This window comes from Prevotella sp. E13-17 (assembly GCF_022024035.1).
In the GTDB taxonomy this organism is placed as follows: Bacteria; Bacteroidota; Bacteroidia; order Bacteroidales; family Bacteroidaceae; genus Prevotella.
The window spans coordinates 2157034-2171052 of record NZ_CP091787.1 but is presented as its reverse complement, the minus strand read 5'-3'; the positions used below and the strand labels follow the sequence as shown (position 1 = coordinate 2171052).

Here is a 14019-nt window from a genome sequence, read left to right as displayed (position 1 = left end):
ATTTTCGATTTTTCACAAGTGACCACCTGGTTTCACGACTTACTGACACTGACGTGCGGACTGGGCGACTTTTGGGCCATACTCATTGAGTGTGTCCTCGTGGGCGCAGCCGTTTTGGGCGCTTACTCGGTCATTGCAATGATTCTGATTTTCATGGAGCGTAAGGTCTGCGCTTACTTCCAGTGCCGTATAGGCCCGGTTCGCGTAGGCCCCTGGGGACTGCTGCAGGTCGTGGCCGACGTCTTAAAGATGCTCATCAAGGAGATATTCTTTGTAGATAAGGCCGACAAACTGCTCTACATCGTAGCTCCTTTCCTGGTCATCTTCGGTTCGGTAGGTGCCTTCTGCTTCTTGCCTTGGAACCGTGGTGCCCAAATCTTGGACTTCAACGTGGGCGTCTTTCTGCTGACGGCTATCTCGTCTATTGGCGTGGTAGGTATCTTCTTGGCAGGTTGGAGCTCTAACAACAAATACTCGGTGGTTTCTGCCATGCGTTCGGCTGTTCAGATGATCTCCTACGAGATGTCTCTCTGCCTGTGTCTGATCACTGCTGTCATCCTGACAGGAACGATGCAGGTGAGCGGTATCGTAGAAGCCCAGAGCGGACCTTGGGGCTGGCTCATCGTTCAGGGACATGTGCCTGCGCTGATTGCTTTCGTCGTGTTCCTCATTGCCGGCAATGCAGAGGCTAACCGTGGTCCCTTCGATATGGCAGAGGCAGAGAGTGAGCTGACCGCTGGTCATCATACAGAGTATAGCGGTATGGGCTTCGGCTTCTTCTATTTGGCAGAGTTCCTAAACCTCTTTATTATCGCTGGTATCGCTGCTACCGTATTCCTTGGCGGATGGGCACCCATTCAGATTGGTGTTGAAGCATTCGATGAGGTCATGCAGTACATTCCCGGCATTGTGTGGTTCATGGGTAAGGCTTTCTTGCTGGTATGGTTGCTGATGTGGATTAAGTGGACATTCCCCCGTCTGCGTATCGACCAGATACTGAAGCTGGAATGGAAGTATCTGATGCCAATGGCTCTCGTCAACTTGGTGTTGATGACCGTCATTGTAGCTTTGGGTCTTTATATTAAATAAGGTGTAGCAAAATGGAAAATAATAAATCATATTTCGGAGAACTGGGACGCGGCATCAAGACGTTGGCTACCGGTATGAAGGTCACCATCGGTGAATACTTCAAGGACTACTGGACCAATAAGTCAACAGAGCAGTATCCCGAGAACCGTAAGACTACGCTCCACGTGGCAAAGCGCCACCGCGGGCGTCTGGTCTTCAAGCGCAATGAAGATGGTGCCTATAGATGTACGGCATGCACACTCTGTGAGAAAGCGTGTCCTAATGGTACGATCAAGATAACGGCTCACATGGCCGAAGACCCAGAAACGGGCAAAAAGAAAAAGGTGCTAGACGACTATCAGTATGATCTTGGCGACTGTATGTTCTGCCAGTTGTGTACCAACGCTTGTAACTTTGACGCTATCGGGTTTACGAACGACTTTGAGAATGCAACGTTTGACAGAGATGCGCTGGTGCTTCATCTTGACAAAGAAGTCTATCAGGGTGGTTCACTACCCAACATCCAGGATGGTGGTGCCGAATGGCAAGTAGGTAAGTTTAACACAAAAAAGAAGTAAAGAAGGACTATGGCAAATTTAGTAGTATTTTGCATTCTTGCTGTTGTCATCCTTGGTTCAGCTCTGCTGTGTGTGATGACAAAGCGAATCATGCGAGCTGCAACATTCATGTTGTTTGTGCTCTTTGGCGTAGCAGGTCTTTACTTCCTGCTCGATTATACATATCTTGGTGCAGCTCAGATAGCTGTTTACGCTGGTGGTGTAACCATGATATATGTGTTTGCTATTCAGCTTGTTAGCAAGCGAACGCTTCAGGGACTGATTGAGCGCGTTAAGTGTTCGCGTATGCTTTGGGCTGGCCTGGTCACGCTGGTTGGTCTGGCAACTGTCATCTTGGTGTTCCTCAAGAACGAGTACATCTTGTGGGGCGGTATGATGCCCGATGCAGAGGTGCCCATGAAAGAGATAGGCCATGCATTGGTGGGTAGCGACAAGTATCAGTATGTACTGCCTTTCGAGTTCATCTCAGTGTTCCTGCTGGCATGTATTATCGGTGGTTTGGTTGTTTCACGTAAAAAGGAGGATTAAGCTATGGTACCTGTAGAATGTTATTTCGTGCTGAGTGCACTATTGTTCTTTATTGGTGTTTTCGGCTTTGTCACCCGTCGCAATCTGATTGCCATGCTCATCTCTATTGAGTTGGTGCTGAATGCCGTTGATATCAACTTTGCAGCATTCAACCGTCTGCTTTTCCCTGGTGAGTTTGAGGGCTTCTTTATGACCCTGTTCTCTATCGGTGTAAGTGCGGCAGAAAGTGCTGTAGCAATTGCCATCATTATCAATGTCTATCGCAACTTCAAGAGCGATAGCGTGGAAAGTATCACTAACATGAAAGGATAAACGCTATGATCTACGAATTATCTTATTTGATTCTGCTTCTGCCGCTATTGTCCTTCCTCGTGTTGGGACTGGCAGGCATGAAGATGCAACACAAGACTGCCGGACTGATCGGCACTTGTTCGCTGTCGTTGGTTACGATTCTGTCTTACTGGACGGCCTTTACTTATTTTACGGCCGATCGAGTGAACGGTATCTACCAGACTATCGTTCCATTCAACTTCACATGGTTGCCACTGGGTAATCTGCACTTCGATATGGGTATCCTTCTGGATCCTATTTCGGTGATGATGCTTGTAGTCATCTCTACGGTGTCGTTGATGGTACACATTTACTCGTTTGGCTATATGCATGGCGAGAAAGGCTTCCAGCGTTACTATGCGTTTCTGAGCCTGTTCACCATGTCAATGCTGGGTCTGGTGTTAGCCACCAACATTTTCCAGATGTATATGTTCTGGGAGCTGGTGGGTGTTTCTTCTTATCTGCTTATTGGCTTCTACTATCCTTTGAAGCCTGCTATCGCAGCCAGTAAGAAGGCATTCATCGTGACTCGTTTTGCTGATATGTTCTTCCTGGTGGGCATTCTGACTTTTGGTTACTTCACAGATTCATTCAGCTTCTCGTTTGCTGGCGATATCGTGATGGGGCAAGGCACCACACCCTTTATCGAGGCTAATATCTCAAAGGCTGTGGCCGCAGGTGGTTTCATCATTCCCACGGCGCTGGTGCTGATGTTTATTGGTGGAGCCGGTAAGAGTGCTATGTTCCCACTGCACATCTGGTTGCCCGATGCCATGGAGGGTCCTACGCCTGTATCAGCCCTGATTCACGCTGCTACCATGGTTGTGGCCGGTGTGTTCCAGATTGCACGCATGTTCCCACTTTGGATTGAGTATGCCCCTCAGGCCATGAGCATCGTGGTGTGGGTGGGTGTCATCACCGCTTTCTATGCAGCTGCTGTGGCTTGCGCCCAGAGCGACATCAAGCGCGTGCTGGCCTTCTCTACGATTTCTCAGATAGCTTTTATGATGGTGGCACTTGGCGTTTCGCTGCCAGGTCATCATGGTGCTGTGCTTGATAACCATGCCCAGCTGGGTTACATGGCAGGTATGTTCCATCTGTTTACTCATGCCATGTTCAAGGCCTGTCTGTTCCTGGGTGCCGGCTGTATTATTCATGCCGTACACAGCAACGAGATGGCACTGATGGGCGGTCTGCGCAAGTATATGCCAATCACTCACATCACCTTCCTCATCTCTTGTCTGGCGATTGCTGGTATTCCCTTCTTCTCGGGATTCAGTTCAAAGGATGAGATTATCACCGCCTGCATGGCATATAGCCCTGTGGTAGGTTGGATCATGACGGGTATCGCTGCTATGACAGCCTTCTACATGTTCCGCCTGTACTACGGCATCTTCTGGGGAACAGAGAATAAGGAGGCTCATGAGCACCACACACCTCATGAAGCTCCTCTCACCATGACATTGCCTCTGATTGTGCTCTGCGTGATCACTGTAGGTGTGGGTGTTTACACCACCATCGCTGGTTTTGCTGGCTGGGGCGGTTCGTTCGGCAGCTTCGTTTCGGCAGCTGGTACCGACTACACTATCCACTTCAACACGCAGATTGCAGCAACCTCTACTGTTATTGCGATTCTGAGCATCTGTCTCGCCACATATATTTATAAAGGTGAGAGTCAGCCTATCGCCGATCGCCTGTACAAGACGTTCCCCAAGTTGCACCGTGCAGCCTACAAGCGCTTCTATCAGGATGAGATTTGGCAGTTTGTTACGCATCGCATTATCTTCCGTTGTGTATCAACACCTATTGCCTGGTTCGATCGTCATGTTGTAGATGGCACGTTCAACTTTCTGGCATGGGGTGCCAATGAGGGCGGCGAAAGCCTCCGTGCTTGGCAGAGCGGCGATGTACGCAAGTATGCCGTTTGGTTCCTTACCGGCACTATCGCATTAACATTAATCCTTTTATGCATCTAAAGAGTTATGAATATACTTAGTTTATTTGTACTGATTCCCGCACTGATGCTTTTGGGATTGTGGGTAGCCCGCAATGTCAATCAGGTGCGCGGTGTGATGGTGGCTGGCTCATCGTTGCTGCTGGCCCTGTCTATATGGCTCTGCTACTATTTCGTAAGCCAGCGTAGCGCAGGCAATGCAGACGAGATGTTACTCGTAGCCTCGACACCTTGGTTCAAGCCTCTAAACATCGCTTATAGCGTGGGCGTGGACGGCATCTCCGTCGTGATGCTTTTGTTGTCGAGTATCATTGTTTTTACAGGAACCTTTGCCTCATGGCAATTGAAGCCAATGACCAAGGAGTATTTCCTCTGGTTCACCCTTCTTTCAACGGGTGTTTATGGCTTCTTCATCTGTACCGACATGTTCACCATGTTCATGTTCTACGAGGTTGCTCTGATACCAATGTATCTGTTGATTGGCGTATGGGGTAGTGGTCGTAAGGAATATTCGGCTATGAAACTGACCCTGATGCTGATGGGTGGTTCTGCATTGCTCATTCTTGGCATTCTTGGTATCTACTATTTCAGTGGTCATACAACGATGAATGTCAATGAGATTGCAGCGATGCACAATATCGATCCCGATATTCAGAATGTATTCTTCCCCTTTATCTTCATTGGTTTCGGTGTGCTGGGTGCACTGTTCCCATTCCACACATGGTCGCCTGACGGTCATGCTTCGGCTCCTACTGCAGTGTCGATGCTTCACGCGGGTGTCTTGATGAAATTGGGTGGCTATGGCTGTTTCCGTATCGCTATGTACCTGTTGCCAGACGCAGCGCAAGATCTGTCTTGGATCTTCTTGATCCTGACGACCATCTCTGTGGTCTATGGTGCCCTTTCAGCATGTGTCCAGACCGACTTGAAGTATATCAATGCCTATTCTTCGGTTTCGCACTGTGGACTCGTGCTCTTTGCCCTTCTGATGATGTCGCAGACAGCCGTAACAGGTGCTATCCTTCAGATGCTTTCTCACGGTCTGATGACAGCCCTCTTCTTTGCATTGATTGGTATGATATATGGTCGTACGCACACACGTGACATTCGTGAGCTGGCCGGTCTGATGAAGATCATGCCATTCTTGGCAGTGGGCTACGTGATTGCCGGTCTTGCCAACTTAGGCCTTCCAGGCTTCTCTGGCTTCATTGCAGAGATGACCATCTTTGTCGGCTCATTTGGTGCAAAACCTTTAGCTGGCGATCCCGATACCTCGTTCCGCATGGTTGCAACGATTATCGCATGTACGTCTATTGTAGTTACAGCAGTTTATATCTTGCGAGTAGTCGGTAAGATCCTTTATGGTGAGGTCGAGAACAAACATTATCTGGAACTGACCGATGCAACATGGGATGAGCGCTTTGCTGTTGTTTGCCTGATATTCTGTGTCGCTGGTTTAGGTGTATGCCCATTCTTCTTCAGCGATATGATTTCGCCAGCAGCAGGTAACATTCTTCGTTCAATTGGTGTAATGTAAAATTGTAGTAAAGATGAACTATTCGCAATTCTTAAATATGATTCCAGAGGCCACGCTGATGCTGGCCTTGGTACTGGTATTCTTTGCCGACTTTGCACTGCATAAGAGCGAGCGCAAGACGTTTGTACTTGGTGTTCTGACCGGTGCGTTGTTGTTATGCCAGCTGGTACCTTGCTTCCTGTCAGAGCCTGCTACGGCTTTCGGTGGCATGTATGTGTCTTCTCCTATTGTCAATGTCATGAAGACCATCCTGACGCTGGGTACCTTCATTGTGGTTGTCATGTCGCAGAAGTGGATGGCTTCCAACACAAAACTCTCAGGAGAGTTCTATATGTTGGTGCTTTCAACGCTCTTGGGCATGTATATGATGATGTCTGCAGGCCATTTCCTGCTGTTCTTCCTTGGTCTGGAGATGGCCTCAGTGCCTATGGCATGTTTGGTTGCCTTCGACCGTTATAAGAAGAAATCAGCCGAGGCAGCAGCAAAGTATATCCTCACAGCTACCTTCTCGAGCGGTGTGATGCTTTATGGTATCTCGTTCCTCTATGGTGCGGTGGGCACTTTGTATTTCGACGACATGGCCAACGCCATCGAGTTGACACCACTTTCTATTATGGGCATGGTGTTCTTCTTCAGTGGCTTGGGCTTCAAGATCTCACTTGTTCCTTTCCACTTTTGGACAGCAGACACCTACGAAGGAGCTCCCACCCCTGTCACGGGCTATCTGAGTGTCGTGTCGAAGGGTGCTGCCACGCTGACGCTTGCTATCATTTTGATGCATGTGTTTGGACGTTTGGTTGAGTATTGGGAACCCCTGCTATGGATCGTTATCATGCTGACCATCACGGTGGGTAACCTGTTTGCTATCCGTCAGACCGAGCTGAAGCGCTTCATGGCGTTCTCGTCTATCTCTCAGGCAGGTTATATCATGTTGGCAGTGATTGGAAACTCTGCACAGAGCCTGACCGCCCTGACTTTCTACGTGTTGGTATATGTGGCAGCAAACATGGCTGTGTTCACCGTTATCAGTGCTGTAGAGGAGAACAATGGCGGCCGTACGGATATGGCTGCATACAACGGACTGTATGCTACTAATCCCAAGTTGTCGCTGCTGATGACACTGGCCCTGTTCTCATTGGCTGGCATTCCTCCTTTTGCCGGTATGTTCTCGAAGTTCTTTGTCTTCATGGCAGCTGTCGGTGGCCACGAGAATGCCCCCTTCTGGCCATACTTCGTGGTGTTTATTGCCCTGATCAATACGGTCGTGTCGCTCTACTACTACCTGCTGATTGTGAAGGCTATGTATATCACAAAGACCGACGAGCCACTGCCTGCCTTTAAGAATGGTGCAGCCATCAATTGGAGTTTAGCCATCTGCACGGTTGGCATTCTGCTGTTTGGTGTATGTTCGTGCATCTACGAGTGGATTGACAAGGCTGCTGTAGCTTTGTAATGATGAGTTTATTAGATATTATATTACTTTCAATAGCGCTTGCGATGGACTGCTTTACGGTATCCATCGCAAGCGGCTTTATTCTTCGCGTCAAATCGTGGCGTGTGATTCTCCAGCTCAGTTTCCTCTTTGGCATCTTCCAAGCCATGATGCCACTTGTCGGTTGGTTGTCGATGGGCCATTTTACCCAATACGTTGAAAGCTTCGGGCATTGGCTTTCCTTTGGCCTATTGGCCTTCCTTGGAGGAAAGATGGTTCGTGAATCGTTTTTGCCCGAAGAGCATCAGACGTTCAATCCCCGCAAGTTTCGCACCCAGTTACTACTGGCCGTGGCCACCAGTATTGATGCTTTTGCTGTAGGCATCTCGTTGGCCGTAACGGGCTATACGAGCCTATCGTCATTGGCAGAGCCATTAGTATGGATAGGCTTTGGCTCTTTCTTTTTTGGCGTGGTAGGCCATTTGTTGGGCTTGCGTTTTGGCAACTTAGCCAACCGTTATATTCGTCCCGAACTGTTAGGTGGTATCATCCTTATAGCTATCGGCGTAAAGGTGTTGTTGAGTTAATCTTCCCAAATATGGCTTTTATCTCGCTAATTATTTGTAATTTTGCAGGCGATAAAAGTTATTATTCAAGATGAAAACATTGAAAGCAGCTCTGTTTGACCTCGACGGTGTCGTTTTTGACACCGAGAAACAGTACACCGTGTTTTGGGGTGTTCAGTGTCGTCTGTACCATCCCGAGCATCCTGGATTGGAACATGAGATAAAAGGTCAAACGCTGGAACAGATATATGACCGTTGGTGGAGTGGGGAACTGGCGCAGGAACGCGCTGTGATCACTCAGCGCCTCAACGATTTCGAGGCACAGATGGCTTTTGAGTATGTAGAGGACTTCGAGCGTTTCGTGACCGACTTGCGTGCCCATGGTGTAAAGACAGCTGTGGTGACCAGCTCTAATCAGCCCAAGATGCAAAGTGTTTTTCGAGCCAGAACGGAGTTTCAGTCGCTCTTTGACGCTATACTCACCAGCGAGGATTTCGATGAGAGCAAACCTTCGCCCGACTGTTACTTGAAGGGAGCTGCCCGTTTCGGTCTGACGCCCTCTGAGTGTGTCGTCTTTGAAGATAGCTTCAACGGGCTCAAGTCAGGTCGTGCAGCAGAGATGTATGTGGTAGGTCTGACAACGACCAATTCAAAAGAATCAATCAGATCGCTATCTGACATACAGATAGCCAATTATAAAGGACTGTCATACGATAGTCTTATTCAACTAATTAACGCTTAATTATTATAGAAAGATGGCAGGATACTTAGTATCAGATGAACGCAAGGTGACGACTCACCGCTTCATCGAAATGAAACAGAAAGGTGAAAAGATTTCGATGCTTACGTCGTATGACTTTACAACAGCAGGCATTGTAGATAGGGCAGGTATTGACGGTATTCTGATTGGCGATTCGGCTTCTAATGTGATGGTGGGCAACTCTACCACGCTGCCTATGACGGTCGATCAGATGATCTATCACGCACGTTCGGTGGTGAATGCTGTAAAGCGTGCCCTTGTGGTTTGCGACATGCCTTTCGGTAGCTATCAGACCGGTGTACACGATGGTGTTACCAATGCTATTCGCATCATGAAGGAGAGCGGATGCGATGCTGTGAAGATGGAAGGTGGTGTAGAAATTCTCGACACCGTCAAGGCTATTCTTGATGCTGGTATCCCCGTGATGGCCCATTTAGGACTGACGCCACAAAGTATCAATAAGTTTGGCACCTATGCTGTTCGTGCTAAGGAAGAACGCGAGGCCGAAAAACTCATCTCTGATGCTAAGGCTTTGGCAGAAGTGGGCTGTTTCGGTGTGACACTCGAAAAGGTACCAGCAGCTCTGGCAAAGCAAGTAACCGACGAGATCTGCGTGCCCACTATCGGTATTGGAGCAGGCAATGGCTGCGATGGCCAGATACTCGTGGTAGCCGATATGTTGGGAATGACACAAGGCTTCTCGCCCCGTTTCTTGCGCCGCTATGCCAATCTTCATGAGGTGATGACCGATGCCATTGGTCAGTATGTCACTGATGTGAAGAGTGGCGACTTCCCCAACGAAAAGGAATCCTATTAAGACAAACATAATATGCAAAACTAAAAAACTATCTAACGTTATGAAACAATTCAATGACAAAGACTTTGTGCTGGAGAATGAGGTGGCTCAGGATCTCTATCACAACCACGCTGCCAAGATGCCTATCATTGACTATCACTGTCATTTGATACCCGAGATGGTGGCTAAGGACCATAAGTTTAAAAGCATCACCGAATTGTGGCTCGGCGGCGACCACTATAAGTGGCGTGCCATGCGTACCAACGGCGTCGATGAACGCTATTGCACGGGCAAGGACACCACCGACTGGGAGAAGTTTGAGAAGTGGGCCGAGACCGTACCCTATACGTTTCGCAATCCCCTCTACCACTGGACACACCTCGAGCTGAAGACCGCTTTCGGTATCGAGAAACTGCTGTCGCCCAAGACCGCACGCGAAATCTTCGAAGAGTGCAACGACAAACTCCAAAACGATCCCAACTTCACTGCACGCGGATTGATGCGCCACTACAATGTAGAGTGTGTGTGCACGACAGACGACCCTGTTGATGACCTTCATAACCACATCGAGTATGCCAAGGTGCGCAAAGAGAAAGACCCCTTGATGATACCGGCATGGCGTCCTGATAAGGCTATGAATATCGAAAAGCCCGAGTTCGCTAAGTATGTAGAACAGTTGGGACAGGTGGCCGATGTCAACATCTCAACATTTGCAGATATGGTCGATGCCCTTCAGAAACGCCACGACTTCTTTGCTGCTCAGGGATGCAAACTGAGCGATCATGGCATAGAGGAGTTCTATGACGAGGAGTACACCGACTCACAGATTGAGACCATTTTTGAGAAAGCTCTGCGTGGTCAGCAATTGTCCGAGTACGAAGTCCGTCAGTATAAGAATTGTTTCCTGACGCGCATGGCCGAGATGGATGCTGACGCCGACTGGACCCAGCAGTTCCACTATGGCGCCATTCGCGATAACAATACGAAGATGTATAACAGTCTTGGTCCTGACACGGGCTTCGATTCTATCGGCGAGTTCAACACTGCGCGTGCGATGTCTAAGTTCCTGAACAAGTTGAATATGGAGGATAAGCTCACGCGTACCATATTATATACATTGAACCCCTGTGCCAATGAGGTCATAGCCACTATGCTTGGCAATTTCCAAGGCGGCGAACCCGGAAAGATACAATTCGGTTCTGGCTGGTGGTTCAACGACCAAATGGACGGCATGGTGCGCCAGATGAACGCTCTTTCCGTTTTAGGTCTGTTGAGTCGCTTTGTGGGCATGCTCACCGACTCACGTTCGTTCCTCAGCTATCCCCGTCACGAGTACTTCCGTCGCATCTTGTGCAACCTGTTGGGCAGCGATGTAGAACGCGGTCTGCTACCCGATGATCGCGAAACACTGGCACGCATGGTAGAGGACATCTCCTATAACAATGCTCGTCGCTACTTCAAGTTCTACTAAGTAGCCAGCACCTCTCTAATGGTTTGCCGTAACTAAACGGCCACTTTGGTTACGGCAAACCTGTGCTTTACTCCCAGCAAACCTATGCTTTACTGTCTGTATTCCTATGCTTTAGAAAAAGTAATCCCCCTTTCTTTCATTGATGGAAACATACGAATAAGCTTAAAAAGTGTTAACTACTTTTAGAATTCCCTAATCTTATAGTATTATACTCCTAACTTTTTGCTATCTTTGCAGACTGAAATTATTATATAGAAAATGGTGTTATGCTAGTATCTAAGAAAATTCTTCTCCTTGTGATGACAGCGCTCTTTGTTGTCGGTTGTGGTAGTCAGAAGGATGTTCCCTATTTTCAGAATTCTCAGAATGTGGATTTATCCTCTTCGCAATATCTGTATGACGCACGCATCATGCCTAAGGATCAGCTGAGCATCACTGTCAGTGCCATAGATGATGAGGCTGTCGTCGCATTCAATATGACAATCCCTACGCCATATACAGTAGGCCAGCGATCTTCCTATTCACAGGCCATGCTGCAGACCTATCTGGTGGATAATGAAGGAAATATCAATTTTCCTATCGTTGGTCAATTGCATGTAGGCGGTCTGACCAAGTCGGAGACTGAGCGTATGATTGCAGAAAAGATTAAGCCCTATGTCAATTCATCAGTCAATCCAATCGTGACAGTACGTATGACGGGCTATCAAATCTCTGTGCTCGGTGAAGTGGCACGTCCTGGAACATTCATTGTGTCGCGCGAAAAAATCACGATATTGGAAGCTCTTGCACAGGCTGGCGACCTGACTATCTATGGTCAGCGTAAGAACGTGCAACTGATACGTGAAGACTCTACAGGTCAGAAGTCTATCCATACCTTCGACCTGACCGATGCCAACATCATCAACTCACCGTACTTCTATCTTCAGCAGAACGATGTGGTGTACGTGACTCCTAACAAGGTGAAGGCGCAGAACTCAAGCGTTGGTAGCATGACAAGCCTTTGGTTCTCAGCAACGTCTATACTCATCTCGTTGACTTCGTTGTTGTATAACATTCTTAAGAAATAAATAAATGAGAGATTGAGATTCACTTCTCAATCTCTTTTTACATAACACAAACATAAAACGAAAGAAGGAACATTATGTGTGGAATCGTAGGATATCTGGGAAAACGCGAGGCATACCCTATACTTATTAAGGGGTTGCGTCGCTTAGAGTATCGTGGTTATGACTCTGCAGGCGTGGCAATGATTACCGACAATGGCGAACTTAATGTTTATAAGTCAAAAGGAAAGGTCGATAATCTTTGCGAATATTGTGTTGATAAAAATGTGAGTGGCACAGTCGGCATTGCCCACACACGTTGGGCTACGCATGGCGAGCCCTCTTCAGTCAATGCCCATCCACATTATTCCGAGAGCCACAATCTGGCCATCATTCACAATGGCATCATCGAGAACTATGCAGAACTGAAGGCAAAGCTCATTTCGAAGGGCGTCACCTTTGTATCCGATACTGACACCGAGGTTCTGGTACAGTTGATTGAGTATGTCAAAGAGCACAAGAAGTTAGATTTGCTCACTGCTGTCCAGGTGTCACTCTACCAGGTCATCGGTGCATATGCTATTGCTGTGCTTGATAAGAACACCCCCAATCAGATAATTGCTGCACGCAAACAAAGTCCGCTAGTCGTCGGTATTGGTGAAGACGAGTTCTTCTTGGGCTCAGATGCCAGTCCTATTGTCGAATACACTCAAAAGGTTGTCTATCTTGAAGACGGTAATATAGCGGTTATACGTCGTGGCGAAGACTTGCATGTGGTCAGTATTCTTGGTGAAGAGCAAGAACTGAATGTGAAGAAGGTCGATCTCGATCTCGGACAGATTGAGAAGGGCGGTTTTCCACACTTCATGCTGAAGGAAATCTTTGAGCAACCCGATTGTCTGACAAACTGCATGCGTGGACGTATTAATGTCGAAGGCACGCACGTGACACTTTCTGCACTGATTGACTATCGACGCCAGCTTCTCAGTGCAAAACGCGTTGTCATTGTTGCCTGCGGCACCAGTTGGCATGCAGGCCTCATTGGCAAGCAAATCATCGAAAACCTTTGCCGTATTCCTGTAGAAGTAGAGTATGCTTCTGAGTTTAGATACCGAAATCCTGTGGTTGGCAAGGACGATGTCGTCATAGCCATCTCGCAGAGTGGCGAGACAGCCGACACACTGGCTGCCGTACAGTTGGCAAAGGAGAAGGGCGCCTTCATCTATGGTGTCTGCAATGCCATCGGTTCGTCGATACCGCGCGCCACCGACACAGGTACCTATATCCATGTAGGTCCAGAGATTGGTGTCGCTTCAACAAAAGCCTTTACAGGGCAGGTCACCGTGCTCACCATGATGGCACTTGCCATGGGTGAGGCCAAAGGAACGATTTGCCGTAAGGAATATCTGGAAATAGTCAAAGGACTGAGCGAGATACCCGAAAAAATACGTGAGGTTCTGAAAACCAACGACAAGGTAGCCGATTTGGCCCGCACATTCACCTACGCCCATAATTTCCTGTATTTAGGTCGAGGCTATTCATACCCTGTAGCTCTTGAGGGCGCTTTGAAACTGAAAGAGATATCTTATATCCATGCCGAAGGCTATCCTGCGGCTGAGATGAAACATGGGCCAATCGCCCTGATAGACTCCGATATGCCCGTCGTTGTCATTGCCACACACAATGCAATGTACGAAAAGGTGTTGTCAAACATTCAGGAGATAAAAGCCCGTCAGGGGCGTGTGATTGCGCTTGTGTCGAGCGGAGATGATACAATCTCAAAGATTGCCGATGAAGTCATTGAACTTCCCGACGTGCTGGAATGCTTAGAACCGTTGGTAGCTACGGTGCCACTTCAGTTGTTGGCCTATCATGTTGCCGTATGTAAAGGTAAAAATGTTGATCAGCCGAGAAATTTGGCGAAATCAGTTACTGTTGAATAATAATTATAAGGCG

At 48.1% G+C, this 14019-nt stretch carries 13 protein-coding genes; all 13 read left to right on the top strand.

All coding sequences use genetic code 11. The annotated features are described in order from the left end of the window. Positions 1-1089, top strand: coding sequence for an NADH-quinone oxidoreductase subunit NuoH (nuoH, locus tag L6472_RS08720; RefSeq protein WP_237808006.1), 1089 nt, complete (start codon positions 1-3; stop codon positions 1087-1089). Positions 1090-1100: 11 nt separating this feature from the next. Continuing rightward, positions 1101-1646, top strand: coding sequence for an NADH-quinone oxidoreductase subunit I (locus tag L6472_RS08715; RefSeq protein ID WP_237804219.1), 546 nt, complete (start codon positions 1101-1103; stop codon positions 1644-1646). A gap of 9 nt (positions 1647-1655) precedes the next feature. Next, complete coding sequence (locus L6472_RS08710) at positions 1656-2174, top strand: NADH-quinone oxidoreductase subunit J (protein ID WP_237804217.1); 519 nt, start codon at positions 1656-1658, stop codon at positions 2172-2174. A 3-nt stretch (positions 2175-2177) separates the two neighbouring features. Continuing rightward, positions 2178-2486: an NADH-quinone oxidoreductase subunit NuoK gene (gene nuoK / locus L6472_RS08705; protein WP_027450014.1), complete on the top strand. Its 309-nt coding sequence runs from the start codon at positions 2178-2180 to the stop codon at positions 2484-2486. A gap of 5 nt (positions 2487-2491) precedes the next feature. Then, complete coding sequence (gene nuoL, locus L6472_RS08700; protein WP_237804215.1) at positions 2492-4480, top strand: NADH-quinone oxidoreductase subunit L; 1989 nt, start codon at positions 2492-2494, stop codon at positions 4478-4480. 6 nt (positions 4481-4486) lie between these two features. Further along, on the top strand, positions 4487-5995 hold the full coding sequence (locus L6472_RS08695; protein ID WP_237804213.1) for a NuoM family protein: 1509 nt from the start codon (positions 4487-4489) through the stop codon (positions 5993-5995). A 13-nt stretch (positions 5996-6008) separates the two neighbouring features. Then, positions 6009-7448, top strand: coding sequence for an NADH-quinone oxidoreductase subunit N (locus tag L6472_RS08690; RefSeq protein WP_237804211.1), 1440 nt, complete (start codon positions 6009-6011; stop codon positions 7446-7448). A 2-nt stretch (positions 7449-7450) separates the two neighbouring features. Continuing rightward, a complete protein-coding gene (locus tag L6472_RS08685) occupies positions 7451-8014 on the top strand; it encodes a manganese efflux pump MntP family protein (protein ID WP_237808005.1) in 564 nt (187 codons plus the stop codon). Positions 8015-8084: 70 nt separating this feature from the next. Further along, a complete protein-coding gene (locus tag L6472_RS08680) occupies positions 8085-8735 on the top strand; it encodes an HAD family phosphatase (protein ID WP_237804209.1) in 651 nt (216 codons plus the stop codon). Positions 8736-8748: 13 nt separating this feature from the next. Then, positions 8749-9570, top strand: coding sequence for a 3-methyl-2-oxobutanoate hydroxymethyltransferase (gene panB / locus L6472_RS08675; protein ID WP_237804207.1), 822 nt, complete (start codon positions 8749-8751; stop codon positions 9568-9570). A 40-nt stretch (positions 9571-9610) separates the two neighbouring features. Beyond that, positions 9611-11020, top strand: a complete 1410-nt coding sequence (uxaC, locus tag L6472_RS08670) for a glucuronate isomerase (RefSeq protein WP_237804205.1) — start codon at positions 9611-9613, stop codon at positions 11018-11020. A gap of 266 nt (positions 11021-11286) precedes the next feature. Further along, entirely contained in the window at positions 11287-12087 is an 801-nt protein-coding gene (locus L6472_RS08665; RefSeq protein ID WP_237804203.1) for a polysaccharide biosynthesis/export family protein, read from the top strand. Positions 12088-12161: 74 nt separating this feature from the next. Further along, positions 12162-14006 (top strand): glutamine--fructose-6-phosphate transaminase (isomerizing), encoded by a 1845-nt coding sequence (gene glmS, locus L6472_RS08660; RefSeq protein WP_237804200.1) that lies wholly within the window; start codon positions 12162-12164, stop codon positions 14004-14006. Positions 14007-14019 lie beyond the last annotated feature (13 nt).

Excerpts from the sequence above, each read along its gene's own strand:
- L6472_RS08715 (WP_237804219.1), top strand. The coding sequence starts at position 1,101 with ATGGAAAATAATAAATCATATTTCGGAGAACTGGGACGCGGCATCAAG.
- L6472_RS08710 (WP_237804217.1), top strand. The coding sequence starts at position 1,656 with ATGGCAAATTTAGTAGTATTTTGCATTCTTGCTGTTGTCATCCTTGGT.
- nuoK (WP_027450014.1), top strand. The coding sequence starts at position 2,178 with ATGGTACCTGTAGAATGTTATTTCGTGCTGAGTGCACTATTGTTCTTT.
- nuoL (WP_237804215.1), top strand. The coding sequence starts at position 2,492 with ATGATCTACGAATTATCTTATTTGATTCTGCTTCTGCCGCTATTGTCC.
- L6472_RS08695 (WP_237804213.1), top strand. The coding sequence starts at position 4,487 with ATGAATATACTTAGTTTATTTGTACTGATTCCCGCACTGATGCTTTTG.
- L6472_RS08690 (WP_237804211.1), top strand. The coding sequence starts at position 6,009 with ATGAACTATTCGCAATTCTTAAATATGATTCCAGAGGCCACGCTGATG.
- L6472_RS08685 (WP_237808005.1), top strand. The coding sequence starts at position 7,451 with ATGAGTTTATTAGATATTATATTACTTTCAATAGCGCTTGCGATGGAC.
- L6472_RS08680 (WP_237804209.1), top strand. The coding sequence starts at position 8,085 with ATGAAAACATTGAAAGCAGCTCTGTTTGACCTCGACGGTGTCGTTTTT.
- panB (WP_237804207.1), top strand. The coding sequence starts at position 8,749 with ATGGCAGGATACTTAGTATCAGATGAACGCAAGGTGACGACTCACCGC.
- uxaC (WP_237804205.1), top strand. The coding sequence starts at position 9,611 with ATGAAACAATTCAATGACAAAGACTTTGTGCTGGAGAATGAGGTGGCT.
- L6472_RS08665 (WP_237804203.1), top strand. The coding sequence starts at position 11,287 with ATGCTAGTATCTAAGAAAATTCTTCTCCTTGTGATGACAGCGCTCTTT.
- glmS (WP_237804200.1), top strand. The coding sequence starts at position 12,162 with ATGTGTGGAATCGTAGGATATCTGGGAAAACGCGAGGCATACCCTATA.